General features: G+C 71.6%; 15 protein-coding genes and 1 tRNA gene. 8 read left to right on the top strand and 8 right to left on the bottom strand.

The features are described 5' to 3' along the window. Window positions 1-64 precede the first annotated feature (64 nt). Both ACAX67_RS04680 and ACAX67_RS04675 read right to left on the bottom strand, forming a co-directional pair. Window positions 65-1,273 (bottom strand): molybdopterin molybdotransferase MoeA, encoded by a 1,209-nt coding sequence (locus ACAX67_RS04680; RefSeq protein WP_370702648.1) that lies wholly within the window; start codon window positions 1,271-1,273, stop codon window positions 65-67. Beyond that, a complete protein-coding gene (locus ACAX67_RS04675; RefSeq protein ID WP_370702647.1) occupies window positions 1,266-2,648 on the bottom strand; it encodes a UTP--glucose-1-phosphate uridylyltransferase in 1,383 nt (460 codons plus the stop codon). Before ACAX67_RS04675 ends, ACAX67_RS04680 begins: the two co-directional genes overlap by 8 nt. A gap of 22 nt (window positions 2,649-2,670) precedes the next feature. Between ACAX67_RS04675 and ACAX67_RS04670 the strand changes: the two genes are divergently transcribed. After that, window positions 2,671-3,288, top strand: a complete 618-nt coding sequence (locus ACAX67_RS04670) for a 5-formyltetrahydrofolate cyclo-ligase (protein ID WP_370702646.1) — start codon at window positions 2,671-2,673, stop codon at window positions 3,286-3,288. Window positions 3,289-3,296: 8 nt separating this feature from the next. Here ACAX67_RS04670 and ACAX67_RS04665 read toward each other — a convergent pair whose 3' ends face one another. Then, entirely contained in the window at window positions 3,297-5,885 is a 2,589-nt protein-coding gene (locus ACAX67_RS04665; protein WP_370702645.1) for a penicillin acylase family protein, read from the bottom strand. Window positions 5,886-5,969: 84 nt separating this feature from the next. Between ACAX67_RS04665 and ACAX67_RS04660 the strand changes: the two genes are divergently transcribed. From ACAX67_RS04660 to ACAX67_RS04650, 3 genes are all read left to right on the top strand, one after another. Then, window positions 5,970-6,311, top strand: coding sequence for an FmdB family zinc ribbon protein (locus tag ACAX67_RS04660; RefSeq protein ID WP_370702644.1), 342 nt, complete (start codon window positions 5,970-5,972; stop codon window positions 6,309-6,311). A gap of 63 nt (window positions 6,312-6,374) precedes the next feature. Then, complete coding sequence (locus tag ACAX67_RS04655) at window positions 6,375-7,028, top strand: SAF domain-containing protein (RefSeq protein ID WP_370702643.1); 654 nt, start codon at window positions 6,375-6,377, stop codon at window positions 7,026-7,028. 61 nt (window positions 7,029-7,089) lie between these two features. Further along, on the top strand, window positions 7,090-7,434 hold the full coding sequence (locus ACAX67_RS04650; protein WP_370702642.1) for an MscL family protein: 345 nt from the start codon (window positions 7,090-7,092) through the stop codon (window positions 7,432-7,434). Window positions 7,435-7,480: 46 nt separating this feature from the next. Here ACAX67_RS04650 and ACAX67_RS04645 read toward each other — a convergent pair whose 3' ends face one another. The 3 genes from ACAX67_RS04645 to ACAX67_RS04635 form a co-directional block, all read right to left on the bottom strand. Further along, entirely contained in the window at window positions 7,481-7,681 is a 201-nt protein-coding gene (locus ACAX67_RS04645) for a hypothetical protein (protein ID WP_370702641.1), read from the bottom strand. Further along, window positions 7,678-8,943: an LCP family protein gene (locus tag ACAX67_RS04640; RefSeq protein WP_370702640.1), complete on the bottom strand. Its 1,266-nt coding sequence runs from the start codon at window positions 8,941-8,943 to the stop codon at window positions 7,678-7,680. Before ACAX67_RS04640 ends, ACAX67_RS04645 begins: the two co-directional genes overlap by 4 nt. 124 nt (window positions 8,944-9,067) lie before the next feature. Continuing rightward, window positions 9,068-9,694 carry a hypothetical protein gene (locus tag ACAX67_RS04635; protein WP_370702639.1) on the bottom strand — a complete coding sequence of 209 codons (627 nt, stop codon included), beginning with the start codon at window positions 9,692-9,694 and terminating at the stop codon, window positions 9,068-9,070. 160 nt (window positions 9,695-9,854) lie between these two features. Between ACAX67_RS04635 and ACAX67_RS04630 the strand changes: the two genes are divergently transcribed. The 4 genes from ACAX67_RS04630 (at window position 9,855) to ACAX67_RS04615 (ending at window position 12,961) form a co-directional block, all read left to right on the top strand. Then, complete coding sequence (locus ACAX67_RS04630) at window positions 9,855-10,418, top strand: TetR/AcrR family transcriptional regulator (protein ID WP_370702638.1); 564 nt, start codon at window positions 9,855-9,857, stop codon at window positions 10,416-10,418. A gap of 121 nt (window positions 10,419-10,539) precedes the next feature. After that, a tRNA-Arg gene (locus ACAX67_RS04625) sits at window positions 10,540-10,612 on the top strand. Between the two features lie 99 nt (window positions 10,613-10,711). After that, window positions 10,712-11,722 (top strand): TolB family protein, encoded by a 1,011-nt coding sequence (locus ACAX67_RS04620; RefSeq protein WP_370702637.1) that lies wholly within the window; start codon window positions 10,712-10,714, stop codon window positions 11,720-11,722. Window positions 11,723-11,896: 174 nt separating this feature from the next. Continuing rightward, the gene (locus ACAX67_RS04615) at window positions 11,897-12,961 is read left to right on the top strand and encodes an SDR family oxidoreductase (RefSeq protein WP_370702636.1); all 1,065 of its coding nucleotides are present in this window, start codon (window positions 11,897-11,899) and stop codon (window positions 12,959-12,961) included. Window positions 12,962-12,967: 6 nt separating this feature from the next. Here the strand turns inward: ACAX67_RS04615 and ACAX67_RS04610 are convergent, their stop codons facing one another. Further along, window positions 12,968-14,605: a PP2C family protein-serine/threonine phosphatase gene (locus tag ACAX67_RS04610; protein ID WP_370702635.1), complete on the bottom strand. Its 1,638-nt coding sequence runs from the start codon at window positions 14,603-14,605 to the stop codon at window positions 12,968-12,970. A gap of 127 nt (window positions 14,606-14,732) precedes the next feature. After that, entirely contained in the window at window positions 14,733-15,923 is a 1,191-nt protein-coding gene (locus ACAX67_RS04605) for a saccharopine dehydrogenase family protein (RefSeq protein ID WP_370702634.1), read from the bottom strand. Window positions 15,924-15,992: the final 69 nt, after the last annotated feature.

The raw sequence follows: 15,992 nt of genomic DNA, 5'->3' as shown, positions 1-15,992 counted from the left end.
ACCCATACTTCCACCACCCATGGGTCCCGTAGTTGTGAGAGTGACCCTGAGGTCACTCTCACAACTACGCGCGCTCTCCGAGCGAGAGGATCTCGACCTCGCTGCCCGCCGGCAGCGGCGCACCGCCCGGCGGCACGACAAGGAGTACGTCGGCGGCGGCGAGCAGGCGCTGGGAGTGGCCCACATGGCCGGGCAGCTGCGCGACGCGACCGGGGGCGACGAAGGCCGCGGGGAGCACGGTGGCCCGGTCGGCCGCGACCTCCACCGGCGCGTCGAGGACGGCCCGGCGGGAGCGCGCCGGGCGACCGGCGAGGGCGTGGAGCGCGGGCTCGGCGAAGAGCCGGAAGGAGCAGTAGGCCGCGACCGGCGTGCCGGGCAGGCAGACGACCGGCACCCGCCGTCCGTCGGAGGCGACGACGGTGCCGCACCCCTGCGGCCGGCCCGGCTTGACCGCGACCCCTCCGAACCAGAACCCCTCACGATCGCGCAACGCCGCCTTCACCACGTCGTGGTCGCCGGCCGAGACCCCGCCGGTCGTGACCACGAGGTCGGCGTCCTCCGCGGCTGCGGTCAACCGCCCGACCAGGACCGCGGGGTCGTCGGGCACCGGACCGAAGATGGTCGCCCGCGCCCCCGCAGCCTGCGCTGCAGCGCAGATCGCGACGGTGTTGCTGTCGGCCACCTGGCCCGGCTCGGCCGCACGACCGGCGACGGCCAGCTCCGCGCCCGTCGCGACCACCGCGACCCGAGGCGCAGGACGGACGGCCAGCGAGTCGATGCCGACACCGGCCAGGAGAGCCAGGTGGGCAGCGGCGAGCGCGGCGCCCGCGGTCACCACGACGTCGCCGGCGGCGACGTCCTCGCCCGAGCGCCGGACGTGCCGGCCGGCGGTCACCGGGCGCGAGACGACGACCCGGTCCACGCCGCGGTCGGTCCACTCGAAGGGCACCACCGCGTCGGCGCCCGCCGGCACGGGTGCCCCGGTCATGATGCGCAGTGCCGTCCCCGGAGCGAGCACGGGGCGCGTGACGTCGCCGGCCGCGACCACCCCCAGCACCGGGAGCTCGACCGGAGCGGAGACGTCGGCGGCACGGACGGCGTACCCGTCCATGGCGGCGTGGTCGAATCGCGGGAGGTCGGCCGGCGCCGCGACGTCGGCCGCGCTGACGAGGCCGAGGGCCTCGGCGAGCGGCACCACGACGGGCGGGAGCGGCGCGACCAGCGCCAGGATCCGGTCGAGGTGGGCCGCGACCGGGACCCCGGGTTCAGCCATCCGAGGAGAGGACCTCGCCCGCGGCGACCCGCTGCGCCGATGTGGTGTCGAGCTCGACGTCGCCGACGATCTGGACGCCGTGCCCGAAGGTCCAGTCACCGCCGACCTTCAGCGAGGTCGCCTTCGCCATCGAGGGCGCGCCCTCGGGGAAGCGCTTGTCGAACTCGCCCACGAGCTTGTAGTGGTCGGGGTCGAGGTCGACGTAGGGCAGGTCCGCCGCGACCATGTCGAGCACGAAGTCCTTGCCGATCTCGTAGACGTCGGAGCGCAGCACCAGCAGGTCGTTGGTCGTCTTGACCGGCACGAACCGGGCGCGCGTGACCTCGACCAGCCTCGCACCCTCGAAGACCTCGATCGCCGCACCCATGGCGGTCTCGATCTGGATCACCTTCGGCGTGCTGGGGTCGGCGGGGTCGAGCGTCTTCTCGTTGCGGATCAGCGGCAGGCCGAGCACGCCGTCGCGCTGGTCGAGCGTCTGCGCGAGGACGCGGAGGTCGATCCAGAGGTTGTTGGTCGAGGTGTAGCGGTGCCGCTCGAGGTCGGCGAGCGCCTCGAGGTCCTCCTTCGCCGTCTGCGCGGTCTCGCGCAGCACCAGCCGCTTGTCGGCCTTGCGGCGGGCGAAGTGCCCGCCCTTCTTGTCCGAGGGAGTACGACGGACCGCCTCGATCGCGAACGGCGCACCGCTCTGTGCGAACCACCCGGCGACCTCCGGCGAGGCGACCGCGCCGAGGTTGTCGGAGTTGGAGATGAAGACGTAGTGGAAGCCCTGGTCGAGCAGCTGCGTGAGGACGCCGCTGCCGCGCAGCGCCGTGTAGACGTCGCCGTGGCCGGGCGGGCACCACTCGAGGTCGGGGTCGCGGGGGAACTCCGCCGGGGTGAGGTCGCTCGCCAGGAGCTTGGGCTCCTTGTTCTGCAGGAAGTCCAGCGGCAGGCCCGCGACCGGGAGGTCCTCGTAACGGGCGAGCGCCTCGAGGGTGTCGGCCGACGTGCGGAAGCTGTTCATGAAGAGCAGCGGCAGCGGGGCGTCGTACGTCTGCCGGAGGTGGAGCACCTGGCGCGCGATGATGTCGAGGAAGGACAGGCCGCGGCGCACGCACAGCAGCGACTTGGCGCGGTCCATGCCCATCGAGGTGCCGAGGCCGCCGTTGAGCTTGATGATCGCGGTGCGGCGCAGCGCCTCGGCGGCGACGTCGTCGGGCACCTCGACGTCGGCGAGCGCCTCGATGTCGACCGGCTCGATGCTCGACTCCGGGATCAGGCCCGTCTCGCCGTGCTCCAGCAGTCGGTAGTAGTGCGCGAACGTCTCGATGGCCACCGGGTCGACCCCGGCCTCGGCCATCTTCGCGCGTGCCATCTCCAAACCGGCGCTACCCATGCTCCGATCGTAGGCTGGCCGGGTGCCGAGTCCGCAATCATGCCCAGAACCGGGCGGTAACACCGGTCTGGCCAAGCTCGCACTGCGCGACCAGCTGCTGACCGCCCGCCGTCGCCGCCCCCTCACCGACGTGGGCGCGGACGCCCGCTCGATCGCCGGGCACGTGCTCGCCGCGACCGAGGTACGACGGTCCGCCACCGTCGCCTGCTACGTGTCCGTCGGCACCGAGCCCGGCACGTCGGAGCTCCTCGACCGGCTGGTCGGAGCGGGCAAGCGGGTGGTCCTCCCCGTGCTGCTGCCCGACAACGACCTCGACTGGTCGGTGTACCGCGGGCCGTCCTCGCTCGCCCCCGCCGGCCGGGGCCTGCTCGAGCCCGCGGGCGAGCGACTGGGGCCCGACGCGATCGCCACGGCCGACGTCGTCCTGCTGCCCGGGATGGCCGTCTCCCCCGACGGGATGCGCCTCGGCAGAGGCGGCGGCTCCTACGACCGCGCTCTCGCGCGGGTCCCGGTCGGCACCTTCACCTGTGTCCTGCTCTACGCCGACGAGCTCGGCCAGGACGTGCCGGCCGAGCCCCACGACCGCCGCGTGAGCGCAGCCGCCACCCCCGACGGCGTCACCCGCTTCACCACGGGCTGAGCTCCGCGTCAGCCGGCGTCCGGCACGAGGGTGAGGCGGTGCTCGGCGGCCTCGTCGACGGCGTCGGGGGAGAAGACCCACGGCAACGTGTCGCCGCGGACATAGAGGTCGGTCTGGTCGGTGTAGTTGTCGTGGAAGGCGTGGCCGGACTCGCCGGTGAGGTTGATCCAGCGGGCGCCGTCGAGGTCGTCGAGCGGGATCACCATCCGCATCGAGGGCGCCGTGACGACGTCGTACCCCTCCGTCGCGTCCCACCCCGTGGCGTTGGGGATCGCGCCACCGCCGCTGGCGTCCCACGGCCCGCGGTTGAAGAGCGCCTCGATCGGCCCGATGCCCGACTCCCCCAGCGTCGAGGAGCGCAGCTCGAGCCGGTGCAGCTTGCCCCAGCTCCACTCGTCGGCGTCGGGCGACTGCCGGGCGGTGAGGTCGTCGCGCGCAGCCCGCAGCGACGCCTCGAGGACGTCGTCGCGGGTCTCCACCACGTCGTCGGTCTCGACGTCGTCCCACCACGGGTCGCCGGGCCGGGTCAGCAGGTCGGTGACGACCTCGAACCACCGGTCGCCGCCGTCGGGCTGGACGTCCTCGGGCAGCTCGTCGTCGAACGTCCGCTGCAGCAGCTCGCGCCACACGACGTTGTAGTACGCCGCCGCTGCACTGCCCGCGCCCTGGTGGAAGTCCCAGTGGTCCAGCAGCCGCTGGCCGTCGGAGTAGTAGCCGGCCGGCAGGTCGATGCCGAGGAGGTACGGCGTCAGCACCTCTGCCATCGGGTTGCGGTCGTCGTACTGGATCGCCGACATGTCGCCCACGGTGAGGTCGTCGTGCCGCTCCAGCAGTGCCTGGATCCGGGCGGACCGGTAGCCGCGGTCCCAGTCGTCGGTGAGGAAGTAGGGGTAGCCGCTGCTGTCGTCGACGACCGCCTGGTTGGCGGTGACCACCATGCCGGAGGCAGGGTCGAGCACGTGCGGGAGGGCGTCGTAGGGGACGTACTTGCCGGACCAGTCGTTGGCGGACCTCCAGCCCGCGGCCGGCATCCGGCCGTCGTTGCCGGGCCTGCGGATCGGCACCCGTCCAGTCGCCTGGTAGCCGATGTGGCCCTCGGTGTCGGCGTAGACGACGTTCTGCCCGGGTGCGGCGAAGTCCGACAGCGCCGCCCGGAAGGAGCGCCAGTCGGTCGCGAGGTTGAGCGCATAGAGGGCATCGGCGGTCGGGCGTGGCTGCAGCGCCGTCCAGGCCAGGGCGACGGCGTGGTCCCACCGGTCGCCGTCGTCGTCGGCGATCCCGTCGCCCGCGTCTGCGGCGAGGTCGCCGAAGTCGTCGTCGAGGTCGGACAGGATCGGGCCGTGCGCGGTCGCCCGGACCCGCAGCGTGACGTCGTCGCCGCCGCGCACCTTGATCGTCTCCTCGCGCACGGTCATCGGACCCAGGTGGCTGTCGTGCTGCCACCGGTCGCCCCGCACCCGCTCGACGTAGAGGTCGGTGGTGTCGGGCCCGAGGTTCGTGAAGCCCCAGGCGATGTGGTCGTTGTGCCCGATCACGACGCCGGGCACCCCTGAGAAGCTGAAGCCCGCGACGTCGAGCGGACAGGCGGCGGTGATCTCACGGCAGTGCAGGCCGACCTGGGTCCACACGCCGGGCAGCGAGATGCCGAGGTGAGGATCGTTGGCGAGGATCGGCGCACCGCTCGCCGTGAGGTCGCCGCTCACGGCCCAGGCATTGCTGCCGATCCCGTCGCCCTTGCCGATCAGGGCCGGCATCGCGTCGACGACCTGCTGCACGCCCTTCAGCTCGCGCTGCACGTCCGGCCCGACCGGCGGCCGCGGCAGCCTCTCGCCGCTGCCGTCGACGTCCTGCTCGAAGACCCCGCCGACGACGCCGCCCTGCTGGACGATCGGCGGGTGCTCGTCGTAGGGGTACGGCGGGAAGAGCTGTTGCGCCCGTGCGGGCCCCACCGCGGCCACCGACAGGGCCCGGGCGATCTCGTCGTCGAGGTTGCCCTTGAGGTCCCAGGCCATCGCCTTCAGCCAGGCGATCGAGTCGACCGCGGTCCACGCCTCGGGGTGGTAGTCGAGCCCGGAGAGGTCGAGCAGGGAGTACTCCAGGGAGATCTCCGACAGCGACCGGTCCGCGAGGTAGTCGTTGACCCCTTCCGCGTAGGCGTCGAGGAGGTCGCGGGTGGCCGGCTCCAGGAGGGTCAGCTCCTTCTCCGCGACCTGCCGCCATCCCAGCGTGCGCACGACCTCGTCGGTCTCGAGGGCGTCCTCGCCGAACATCTCGCTCAGCCGCCCGGCGGTCGCGTGCCGCCGTACGTCCATCTCGAAGAAGCGGTCCTGCGCGTGCACGTAGCCCTGGGCGAGCATGAGGTCGTGCATCGAGTCGGCGTAGATCTGCGGGATGCCGTGGTCGTCGCGCAGCACCTGCACGTCGCCCTGCAGGCCCTGGATCTCGATCTCGCCGTCCAGCTGCGGCCACGAGCGGCGTACGACGACGACCGAGACGATCGTCAGGAGCACCAGGAGCAGGACGAGCCCGGCGGCGACGTAGGTGGTCCACCGGAAGGGGGCCGGCCAGCTGGCGAAGCGGCGAGTGGCAGCGGTCATGGTGTCGTCATTGTGCCGACTCCTGGTCGCGTCGCCTATCATTGGCAGTCGAAACACGAGAGTGCTAACCCACGCGGAGTGCCGATGCCGACCTACCAGTACGCCTGCACCGAGTGCGACCACGCCTTCGAGCAGTTCCAGAGCTTCTCCGACGACGCGCTGACCGTCTGCCCCGAGTGCTCGGGCCGGCTGCGCAAGCTCTTCAACGCCGTCGGCGTCGTCTTCAAGGGCTCGGGCTTCTACCGCACCGACAGCCGCGGCAAGAGCTCCTCGAGCGAGAGCTCCACCAGCGCCGGCACGACGACCTCCGGGTCGTCCGAGTCGAGCTCCTCCTCGTCGTCCTCCACGGGCTCCACCTCTTCCTCGGGGTCGTCGGGCTCGTCGACGTCGTCGGGCTCGAGCACCCCGGCTCCCGCCTCCGCCTGAGCCGTCTGTGGACAGGCCGCGCGAGGGGCGCGGCCGCGGTGCCCGCGCGCCTAGCGTCGGCCCATGGACTCTCCCGCACCGCGCTCCCCTCGTGACCACCTCCGCGACCGGCTGACCACGGTCCGGCGAGCGGTGCTCCGACGCCGCCGCCTGCTCGCCGTCCTGTGCGTCGCCGGGGCGGTCGCGGCCGGGCTGCGGGCGACGGCGCCGCCGGCGGCACCCACGGTCGAGCTCGTCGTCGCCGCCCGCGACCTGCCCGCGGGTCAGGTGCTCGGGACCGGCGACCTCGCCGTCGCCGACGTCCCTCCCGACGCCCTCCCGGGCGGGGCGGTGACGGAGGAGAACGGCGTCGCCGGGGCCGTCCTCGCCTCACCGCTGCGCGCGGGCGAACCCGTCACCGACGTCCGGGTCGTCGGGCCGGGACTGGCGGACGCCGCGGATGGGCGCGTCGCCGTACCGGTGCGGCTCTCGGACGCCGCCCAGGCCGCGCTCCTGACCGCCGGCGACGTGATCGACCTGATGGCGACCGACCCCGAGCACAGCACCACCTCGACCATCGCGGCCGGCGCGATCGTGCTCGCCGTGCCGCCTCCGGCCGACGGCGCCGACGCGCTCAGCGGACGCCTGGTGGTGCTGGGGATCTCGGAGACCGCGGTGGCCGAGGTCACCGCCGCAGCGGTGACCGCCTTCGTGACTTTCGCGTGGCCCAACCGCTAGTTTCGTGAGCGGTCCCTGCCGGGGGTGTAGGGAAATAGTCTCGGAAAGAGGAGAAACACAGATGTCCGGGTTCAAGAACTTCCTCCTGCGCGGCAACCTCGTCGAGGTCGCCGTCGCCTTCATCATGGCCGCGTCCTTCGCTGCGGTCGTGTCGACCTTCGTCGCCTGGCTCACGGCTCAGCTGCCGGACGGTGTCAGCGACGTCTTCAGCAACGACAAGAACTCGTTCGGCGCGTTCATGAACGCCGTCATCGCCTTCGTGATCCTGGGCGCGGTCGTCTACTTCCTGGTGGTCCTGCCCTACACCAAGGCCAAGGACAAGTTCTTCCCCGTCGAGGCCGGCGGCCCGACCGAGATCGAGCTGCTCACCGACATCCGCAACGCGCTGACCAGCCGCGAGGCCTGATCCGCAGGCGGTCGCGCCGACGATCGCAACGACGCAGAGTGCCGTCTCACCCGCCGTGGTGGGGCGGCACCTGTGATTTCAGCCAGCGCTCGCTGGCCGACTCGCCCTCCTCGGAGCGCTCACCCGGGTCGCGCTCGTCGCTCGTGACGTCGGGGAGGCCGTCCCCGAAGACCTCCGCGAGCCGCCGGCGGCGCTCCCACTCGGTCTCCCGGCGCGGGCGTCGTACGGCGTCCTGCTCGTCACTCACGTGCACAGACCCGCGTTCTGGCGCTGCTCGTCGGAGAGGCCCTGGTCGTCCTTGTTCTTCTTCGGGCCGTCCGTGGAGCCGGTCTGGCCCTCGGCCGGCGGGCTCGTCGTCCCGTCCGGGTCGTCGGCCGCGCTGATCGACTGCTCGCTGAACTCCTTCGTCAACGGCTGGTCGTCGCGGAGCAGCTTCCACAGCTCGGTGACGCGGTCGGTCCACTCGACCCGGCCCTCCTGGGTCGTGGAGTAGACCCAGGGCGTCGTCACGAACTTGATGTTGTCGAGCCCGATGCCGGCAAAGCCCCGGCCGAGGTCGGCGAGCTGCGCGATGTTGTCGTAGTCGGTCTGGATCGAGCCGGTGACCGCGTTGAGGAACTTCACGAGGCGGTCGGGCCGCACGAGCATGCCCCCCGAGATCGCCTTGTTGATCATGGCGGCCATGAAGGCCTGCTGCCGGCGGATCCGGTTGGGGTCGGTGCCGTCGCCGACGTGGCGGACCCGGACGTAGCTCAGTGCCTCGTCGCCCTTGATCTCACGGGTGCCGGCCTTGAGCGTGATGCCGTGCTCGGTGTCGTCGATGTCCTCGGGGATGCACACCTCGACGCCGTCGAGGGCGTTGACCATGTCCTTGAAGCCCTGGAAGTCGATGACGACGTAGTTGTCGACGCGCACGTGGGAGATGTGCTCGAACTGGCGGATGGTGCAGGCGGCGCCACCGACGGAGAAGGCGTCGTTCCACATCACCTGCGAGGCGGCGGGGATCTCGCTGCCGTCCTCGTTGTAGCAGACCGGACGGTCGACGAGGGTGTCGCGCGGGATGCTGACGCCGTAGGCGTACTTCCGGTCCGCGGAGAGGTGGAGCAGGATCGTGGTGTCCGACCGCTGGCCGTCACCCGTGAGCCCGTCGATGTTGCAGCCGTCGCAGTCGCGGGTGTCGGACCCCATGACCAGGATGTTGAGCGGCTCCTGGGGCCCCTCCGCGTCCTCCTTGGTCGGCCGGTCGTCGCCGAGCTGAGCGGTGAGGTCGACGTGGTTGAGGTTGGAGTTCCAGTGGTTGTAGATCACCACGACCGCGGAGGCGGTGCCGATCGCAAGGAGCGCGAGCGCCGCCGCGATCACCTTCGCGACCGTGTGCCGCTTGCGCATCCGGCGCTTGCCCGCGACCTTGCGGTTCGTCACCGACGCGGTGACGCGCCTCGCCTGCGCCTTGCGTCGGCCGGCGGGGTCACCTGCAGAGGTGTCGTCGTCGGCAGGGGTGTTCGTCAAGGTCTCACCTGGCTGGGCTGTCGCGGCACGGTCGGCGCTGCGGGGCGCCTATCACGGTAGGAGGGCCGCCCAAGCCGGAACCCCTACCGGTCGTTCCCTCCATTGTGAACGGCGAACCCTTCGATCACGAATCCGGCGTGTCCGCCGCGGCGCGCACACCACGGTCTCCGTCAGCATCCGTGCGCCGCAGGACCGAGCCGAGCCGGAGGGCCGAGAGCAGGAAGAAGAGGGCGCCGACCAGCGCGTACCCGCCGATGCCCGCGACGCTGTCGGCGCCTGTCAGGCCTTGGCCGAGGAACGATGCTCCCGCGAGGACCGAGATGCCCCCGCTGAGCATCTGAGGCACCTGGCCGCCGAGCCCGCGGTCGCGGACCGCGACGACGAGCTGAGGGATCCCGGCACCGATCGCCCACGCCCCCCACATACCGAGGACCGCCCCGATCGACCCGGCCGATGCCACGCCGAGAGCGATCGCGACGACGGCGCTCACCACCACGTTGATCCCTTGGGCCATCGGCCGACCGTGGGCGTCGGCCCGGGCACGGATCTGCCAGAGCACCGCGCCCGCGTCGAACAGCGGGTACCCGACCAGCAGGACCGTCAGCCACGGTCCGGTCGTCGGGCCGTGGGCCAGCAGCAACGCGGCCCACACGACCGCGAAGGCGGACCGGGCGAGGTAGAGCCGCCGCAGGGATGCGCGGTAGGGCCGCGGAGCGACCTCACGGGGTGACGCGGACTCGATCGTGGACATGGGTTCTCCTCTGGCTGGTGGCGGAAATGGTGGGCGCGATCGTCCGCAGCCCATGTAGAGTTACTAGTACGTCTACATCGAGACGATAGACTGTCCCCCGCGATCGACGCAACTGGCCGGAGCCGTGATGGAGGACGGGATGAACACGAGGAGCGCTGCCGTGGCAGGCGCCCGTTCGGGCGCCGCGACGCGAGCGCGCATCGTCGCGGTGGCCAACGAGCTGTTCTACGCCGACGGCATCCGGGCCACGAGCGCCGACCGCGTCATCGAGCGGGTCGGCATCACGAAGGTGACCTTCTACCGGCACTTCCGCACCAAGAGCGACCTGGTCGTGGCCTACCTCGAGCACCAGGCAGCCGGTGAACGCGCCTGGGTCGAGAGCGTCCACCGGGAGGGAGATCCGATGGGATCGCTGCAGAGGCTCGCCACCGACATCGGCGCTGCGAGCTGCAGCCCAGGGTTCCGAGGGTGCGCGTTCATCAACGCCGCCGCCGAGTTCCCGGATCCCGCGGACCCTGTGCGACGTGTCGTCGATGCACACCGACAGTGGATGCTGAGCGAGCTCGCCGACATCGCCGCCGAGGCCGGCTGCGACGACGTGGACTCGGCCGCGCGGCAGCTGATGCTCGTCCGCGACGGCGGGATGGTCAACGGCTACCTGGGTGAGCCGGCAGGGGTCGCCGCTTCGCTCGCGGCAGCCTTCACCTCGATCGTCACGCGCTGAGGGGCGGTCGGCGATGGACGCCGACCGGGCCACGAGGATGCGTCGGCTTCTGTGCCTGCGCCCCCGATCGCTAGGCTTCGTACCGCTCGTGCGGGATGCCTCCGGCAGCTCCGCACGTCGCGCCCCCGTAGCTCAGTGGATAGAGCAGCCGCCTCCTAAGCGAAAGGTCGCCAGTTCGACTCTGGCCGGGGGCACCGCACGGACAGGATCCGTCGTTCGGCCGATGCCGTCCACCGATCTTTGATGCACTCTCCCTGAGACAGCCGCGACCGTCCGAGGCCCAGGGAGTCACCATGAAGACGCGAACGATCTCGACCCTCTGTGTGATGGCCGTCGCGGCCGGAGCGCTCTCCGCCAGCGTGGCCGGTCCAGCAGCCGGCTCCGCGACCGGCACCGTGGCCACCTCCGCCTCGCGGGCCGTGGTCACCAACGGCAGGATCGCCTACACCAAGTCGTGGCCCGTGGACGGCAAGCAGGGCACGGACATCTTCTCGGTCAGGCCCGACGGCACCGGCGACAAGCGGCTGACCACCTCTCACGACGCGTCCAACGCGATGTGGTCCCCCTCCGGCAGCCGCATCGCCTTCGAGCGTCCGGGCAGCGTGTGGCTGATGAACTCCGACGGCTCCCACAAGCGGGTGCTGACGGACGGCGAGCTCGTCGGCTGGATGCCCACCGGCGGCCGGGTCCTCGTGGTGCGGTGGCCGGGCGGGCACGGCGAGGACCCCGCCTTCCTGCTGCACAGCACAGGCACCGGCACGGAGGAGCAGCTTCCGATCGACCTCCCGCTGGTGCCGGGACCCCTGGAACCGCCCTACGACGACTACAGCGAGTGGGACGGTGCGGGCAGCCCGGTGCTGTCCCCCGACGGTGAGCACCTGGCCATCATGTTGTCGCGCTACGACGACGACTACGGCTACGGCTACTTCTTCAGCTCGGTCTTCACGGTGCGGCTCGACGGCACAGAGCTGACCCGGCTGCCCAGGTATGCGAGCAACTGGGCGATCTCCGACTGGTCGCCCAACGGCAACCAGCTCCTCTACTGGGGCGAGGAGCCACGCGGCTACTGCGCCAGCTGGGTGAAGTCGTTCCGCCTCGACGGCAGCGCGGGCTCGGTGGACGTGCAGAAGCACTGCGCGAAGCCCGACCCCGCGTGGTCACCCGACGGCAGGCGCATCGTCTTCGCCAGCGGCCGGTCCGACAGCCTGCAGATCGTGCGGAAGGACGGCACGCACAACAAGAACGTGATCCCTCAGCAGCGCGGGGTCTACCGGGGCCACCCCGACTGGCGGCCGAGCCGCTGACCCGACTCGACAGCTGATCGCGTCCGGACCGTATTCGGACGGGAGCATCCGGGCGGAACGCGCCGATCGGGCACCTCCTGAGTCACACCGGCCCCGCCGGTCCCCCACCTCCCGTCCGACTACGAGGCGCTACATTGACGCCGCGGGGAGGGGCCGCCGAGAGGAAGCTGCGCAGTGACCGAGATCGACCCGACCAAGCCTGTGCTGGTCACCGGCGCGACCGGATATGTCGCGAGCTGGATCGTCCGCTACCTGCTCGAGGACGGCCACACCGTCCGCGGCACGGTGCGCAACCCCGACAAGTCGAGCGGGCTGGAGCACCTCCACGCCCTGGCGGCCGAGCACGAGGGCCGGTTGACGCTGCACGCCGCCGACCTCCTCGACGACGGCTCGTTCGCCGAGGCGATGGACGGCTGCGAGCTGGTCATCCACACCGCGTCGCCCTTCCTGCTCGGCAAGGTCCGCGACCCGATGGCGCAGCTCGTGACACCCGCGCTCGAGGGCACCCGCAACGTGCTCGGCAGCGTCGACGCGACGGAGTCGGTCAAGCGGGTGGTCCTCACGAGCAGTGTGGTCGCGATCCACGGCGACAACGTCGACATGGTGGGCCGCGGTCCGTTCACCGAGGACGACTGGAACACCACCAGCAGCGTCGACCACCAGCCCTACCCCTATTCCAAGACCGTCGCCGAGAAGGCCGCCTGGGAGATCTGCGCGGCGCAGGACCGCTGGGACATGGTGACGATCCACCCCGGCCTCGTCCTCGGGCCCGCGCTCACGACGGCCAGCAAGTCGGGCTCGATGACGACGATGAGGACGTTCGTCAACGGCAGCCTCGCCGGGGGCGCGCCCGACCTGCGGTTCGGTCTGGTCGACGTGCGCGACGTCGCGCGCGCCCACGTGCTGGCCGGCTTCACCGCGACCGCCCACGGGCGCTACATCACCAACGCCAGCAGCATGAGCATGCTGAAGATGGGGCGGATCCTGCGCAAGCGGTTCGGTCACAGCTACCCGTTCCCGGTCGCCAAGGTGCCCAAGTCGGTCTTCAAGCTGGTGGCGCCGGCCGCCGGCTACTCGCGTGAGTTCGTCGAGAAGAACGTCGGCTACAAGCTCGAGTTCGACAACTCGCGCTCGATCGACGAGCTCGGTCTGACCTACCGCAAGCCGTCGGACACGATCGCCGACCAGTTCCAGCAGATGATCGACGACGGGTTGGTCCACAAGCCGATCGGCCGCTGACGCCGGTCAGACGCCCGGCGCGGTGCGCCGCAGCGCCAGGAGGGCGATGTCGTCGGCCGCGTCGTCGCCGCGCAGCCGCTCGAGCAACGAGGCGAGCAGCTCGGACAGGTCCTCGTGGGCGTGGCGGCCGGCCTCCTCGCGGAGGCGCTCCATCCCGACGTCGATGTCCTCGCCCCGGCGCTCGACCAGGCCGTCGGTGAAGCCCAGGATCGTCGCACCGACGGGCAGGTCGATCGTCACGACGTCGTACGACGACGGGCCGACGCCGAGCGGAGGACCGATCGGCATCTGGACGTACTCCCCGCTCCCGTCGGAGAGCACGAGGGGCAGCGGGTGCCCGGCGTTGGCCAGGACCACCTCGCCCGTGGCCCACGTCCCGACACCGACGACCGCGGTGACGATGTGGTCGTCGACCGCGATGTCGAACTGGCGCGAGCACTTCGCGAGGGCCTCGTCGGGACCGTCGCCGTCCTGGAGGTAGGCGCGCAGCGTGTAGCGGGCGCGCGCCATCTCGGCGACCGCGTCGACGCCGTGGCCCGACACGTCGCCGACGACGAAGCCGAAGCGGTCCTCCCCGACCGGGACGATGACGTAGAAGTCGCCGCCGATCTCGACGCCCTCGGTGCCGGCGACGTACTCGGATGCGACCTCGACCTGCGAGATCGCGGGGATGACCTGGGGCAGCAGGGCGCGCTGCATGCGGACGAAGACCTCGCCCTGGGCCTCGTAGAGCGCGTTGTTGGTCTCGTAGAGCTGACTGATGGTGGCCGCGTCGGTCTCGTCCCGGATCCGCGAGGACACGACCTGGCGCGCCACCAGGGCGACGGCCGCGGTGAGAAGAAGCCCACCGAGCAGCAGGATCAGCGGCAGCTGCTGGCTGAGCGGGCTGCCGAGGTGGTCGACCGGGCGGGCCACCAGGATGAGGTAGGTGTCGCCGAAGGGGACCTTCTCGGTGTGGGTGCGCCCGTCGAGGGGGAGGCTGGCCGGATCGACATCGGTCGTCGTCAGCTCACCCTCGTCCACATCGTCACCGACGTAGATGGCGTAGTCGAGCTCGGAGAAGGCCGAGTCGCGGTCGACCGGTGCCCGGCGATCAGCCGGGATCGCGCGCTCCACCTTCACCACGAGCCCGGTGGCCGGGTCGGCCATGGCGTAGGCGATCCGGCTCTGGTCGCCCATGTCGACCAGCTCCACCACCGACGTCTTCGCCCGCATCGCCCGTCCGAGCAGCTGCTGGATCTCGGGCCCCCGCGGGTCGATCCCCGGGGTGCCGCCCACCGCGGCGAGCCGGGTGTAGGTCTGCCCCTCCCGGCGCCACAGCGAGGCCGCCACGAAGGGGCCGTCCTTGCCGACGTTGGCGGCGAACTCGTGGCGGAACACGGTCGGGGCACCGTCGCGCCCGGAGGCAGCCTGCACCTGGAGCGCGGTCGTCAGCGGTTGCTGGATCACGAGGATCGCCGTCGAGAGCACGGCGGCCGCCTGCTTCGACTGGGTCTCGAGGAGCCGGTCCTCGGTCGCCTCGTCAGCCCGGTGTGCCGCCCACGTGCCGAGCACGGTGAGCACCACGCCCACCAGCGCGGTGATGGCTGCAGCGCGGACCGGCCGGCTGTACCGGCCCGGCCCCGCGGGGAGCGGTTCCGCCACCTCTTGAACCTTTCCTACGCGATCACGGGTAGTCGAACCGTAAGGGTTGCGGCGCCGCCCCACCCGCAGATTGACCACTGTCCGGGCGTGGCGCCGGCCGCGGCGGGCCGGGCGCCGGGACGTCGTCCTAGGAGACGCGATCGAACGAGAGGCCCGCGGCCCGCAGCCGCGTCAGCAACGCGTCGCCCATGGCTTGGGCGGTCGTCACCTGGCCCGAGGTGGTCGGGTTGTCGTCGAGGGCGAGGCACAGGGCCGACTCGGCGAGCATCTTGGCCGTCTCGGTGTAGCCCGGGTCGCCGCCGGAGACCTTCGTGCGCACGGTCGTCCCGTCGCTCTCCCCGACGAACTCCACGCTGAACCACGACTTGCTCCGGCGCCCCTCGGACGGGCCGGAGCCCTGGGGCACCCGCTTCTTCAGCGCGTTGCGCAGGGGAGGCACCTGGGAGGCGACCGCGATCCCGCCGGCGCCCGCCATGCCGCCCGCCGCATAGCGCAGGGTCTTGGTGCCGGCGAAGTGGGAGTAGCGAAAGTCCGGGCCGTACGACGCCAGCGCGGCGCCGCTCCGGGCCACCACGAACGGGTCGATGGTCGGCAGCGGGAGGAGCCAGTAGCCCAGCGTCTTGTCGCGACCGGGCTTGCCCGCGACGGCCCGGGACCTGCGGTCCTTGGGGCGGGGCTCGACCCGCTTGCGCGCCTGCATCGCCTCGCGCATCTGCTTGGCGCGGGCGAAGGCGTTGAGCGCGGAGTGGAAGGTGCCGCCGGAGAACGTGCCGTTGGAGCGCACCACGCCACGCAGGGTCACCGGCGCGGTGATCTCCCCGCCGACGGCACCCGCCAGCTCCTGCACGGTGAAGTAGGCACCGAGGTCGTGCGGGATCGAGTCGAACCCGCACGCGTGCACGAGCCGGGCGCCCGACCTCTCGGCGGTCGCCTGGTGCTCGACGTACATGCGGTCCACGAACTCCGGCTCGCCCGTCAGGTCGACGTAGTCGGTGCCCTCCTGCGCGCAGGCGGCGACCAGCGGACCGCCGTGCTCCAGGTAGGGGCCGACCGTGGTCGCGACCACCTTGGTCTGCGCGGCCATGTCGCGCAGCGCGGCCTCGTCGGTGGAGTCGACGACCACCAGGTCGACGCCCTCCCCGCCGGCGCCGAGCCGGTCGCGGACCTTCTCGAGCTTCTCCTTGCTGCGACCGGCGATCGCCCAGCGCACCCCGTCGGGCGCGTGCTCGGCGAGGTAGTCGGCGGTCAGCCCTCCGGTGAAGCCGGTGGCTCCCAGGAGGACGACGTCGTAGGTCCGGGAGGCGGGGGTCGCAGCCATGCCGACGATCCTCCCACCAGCGACGAGCGCCGGTCGAGGAGGTCGCGCAGCGAACGTCCCGAGAACGAT

Source organism: Nocardioides candidus, from assembly GCF_041321175.1.
GTDB lineage: Bacteria > Actinomycetota > Actinomycetes > Propionibacteriales > Nocardioidaceae > Nocardioides.
Note: the sequence above shows the minus strand (reverse complement) of the source record. Positions and strands in the feature narration are given on the sequence as shown.

What these genes read in the sequence shown, in the direction of transcription:
- ACAX67_RS04680 (WP_370702648.1), bottom strand. Translation starts at nt 1,273, where the DNA reads ATGGCTGAACCCGGGGTCCCGGTCGCGGCCCACCTCGACCGGATCCTG.
- ACAX67_RS04675 (WP_370702647.1), bottom strand. Translation starts at nt 2,648, where the DNA reads ATGGGTAGCGCCGGTTTGGAGATGGCACGCGCGAAGATGGCCGAGGCC.
- ACAX67_RS04665 (WP_370702645.1), bottom strand. Translation starts at nt 5,885, where the DNA reads ATGACCGCTGCCACTCGCCGCTTCGCCAGCTGGCCGGCCCCCTTCCGG.
- ACAX67_RS04660 (WP_370702644.1), top strand. Translation starts at nt 5,970, where the DNA reads ATGCCGACCTACCAGTACGCCTGCACCGAGTGCGACCACGCCTTCGAG.
- ACAX67_RS04655 (WP_370702643.1), top strand. Translation starts at nt 6,375, where the DNA reads ATGGACTCTCCCGCACCGCGCTCCCCTCGTGACCACCTCCGCGACCGG.
- ACAX67_RS04650 (WP_370702642.1), top strand. Translation starts at nt 7,090, where the DNA reads ATGTCCGGGTTCAAGAACTTCCTCCTGCGCGGCAACCTCGTCGAGGTC.
- ACAX67_RS04635 (WP_370702639.1), bottom strand. Translation starts at nt 9,694, where the DNA reads ATGTCCACGATCGAGTCCGCGTCACCCCGTGAGGTCGCTCCGCGGCCC.
- ACAX67_RS04620 (WP_370702637.1), top strand. Translation starts at nt 10,712, where the DNA reads ATGAAGACGCGAACGATCTCGACCCTCTGTGTGATGGCCGTCGCGGCC.
- ACAX67_RS04605 (WP_370702634.1), bottom strand. Translation starts at nt 15,923, where the DNA reads ATGGCTGCGACCCCCGCCTCCCGGACCTACGACGTCGTCCTCCTGGGA.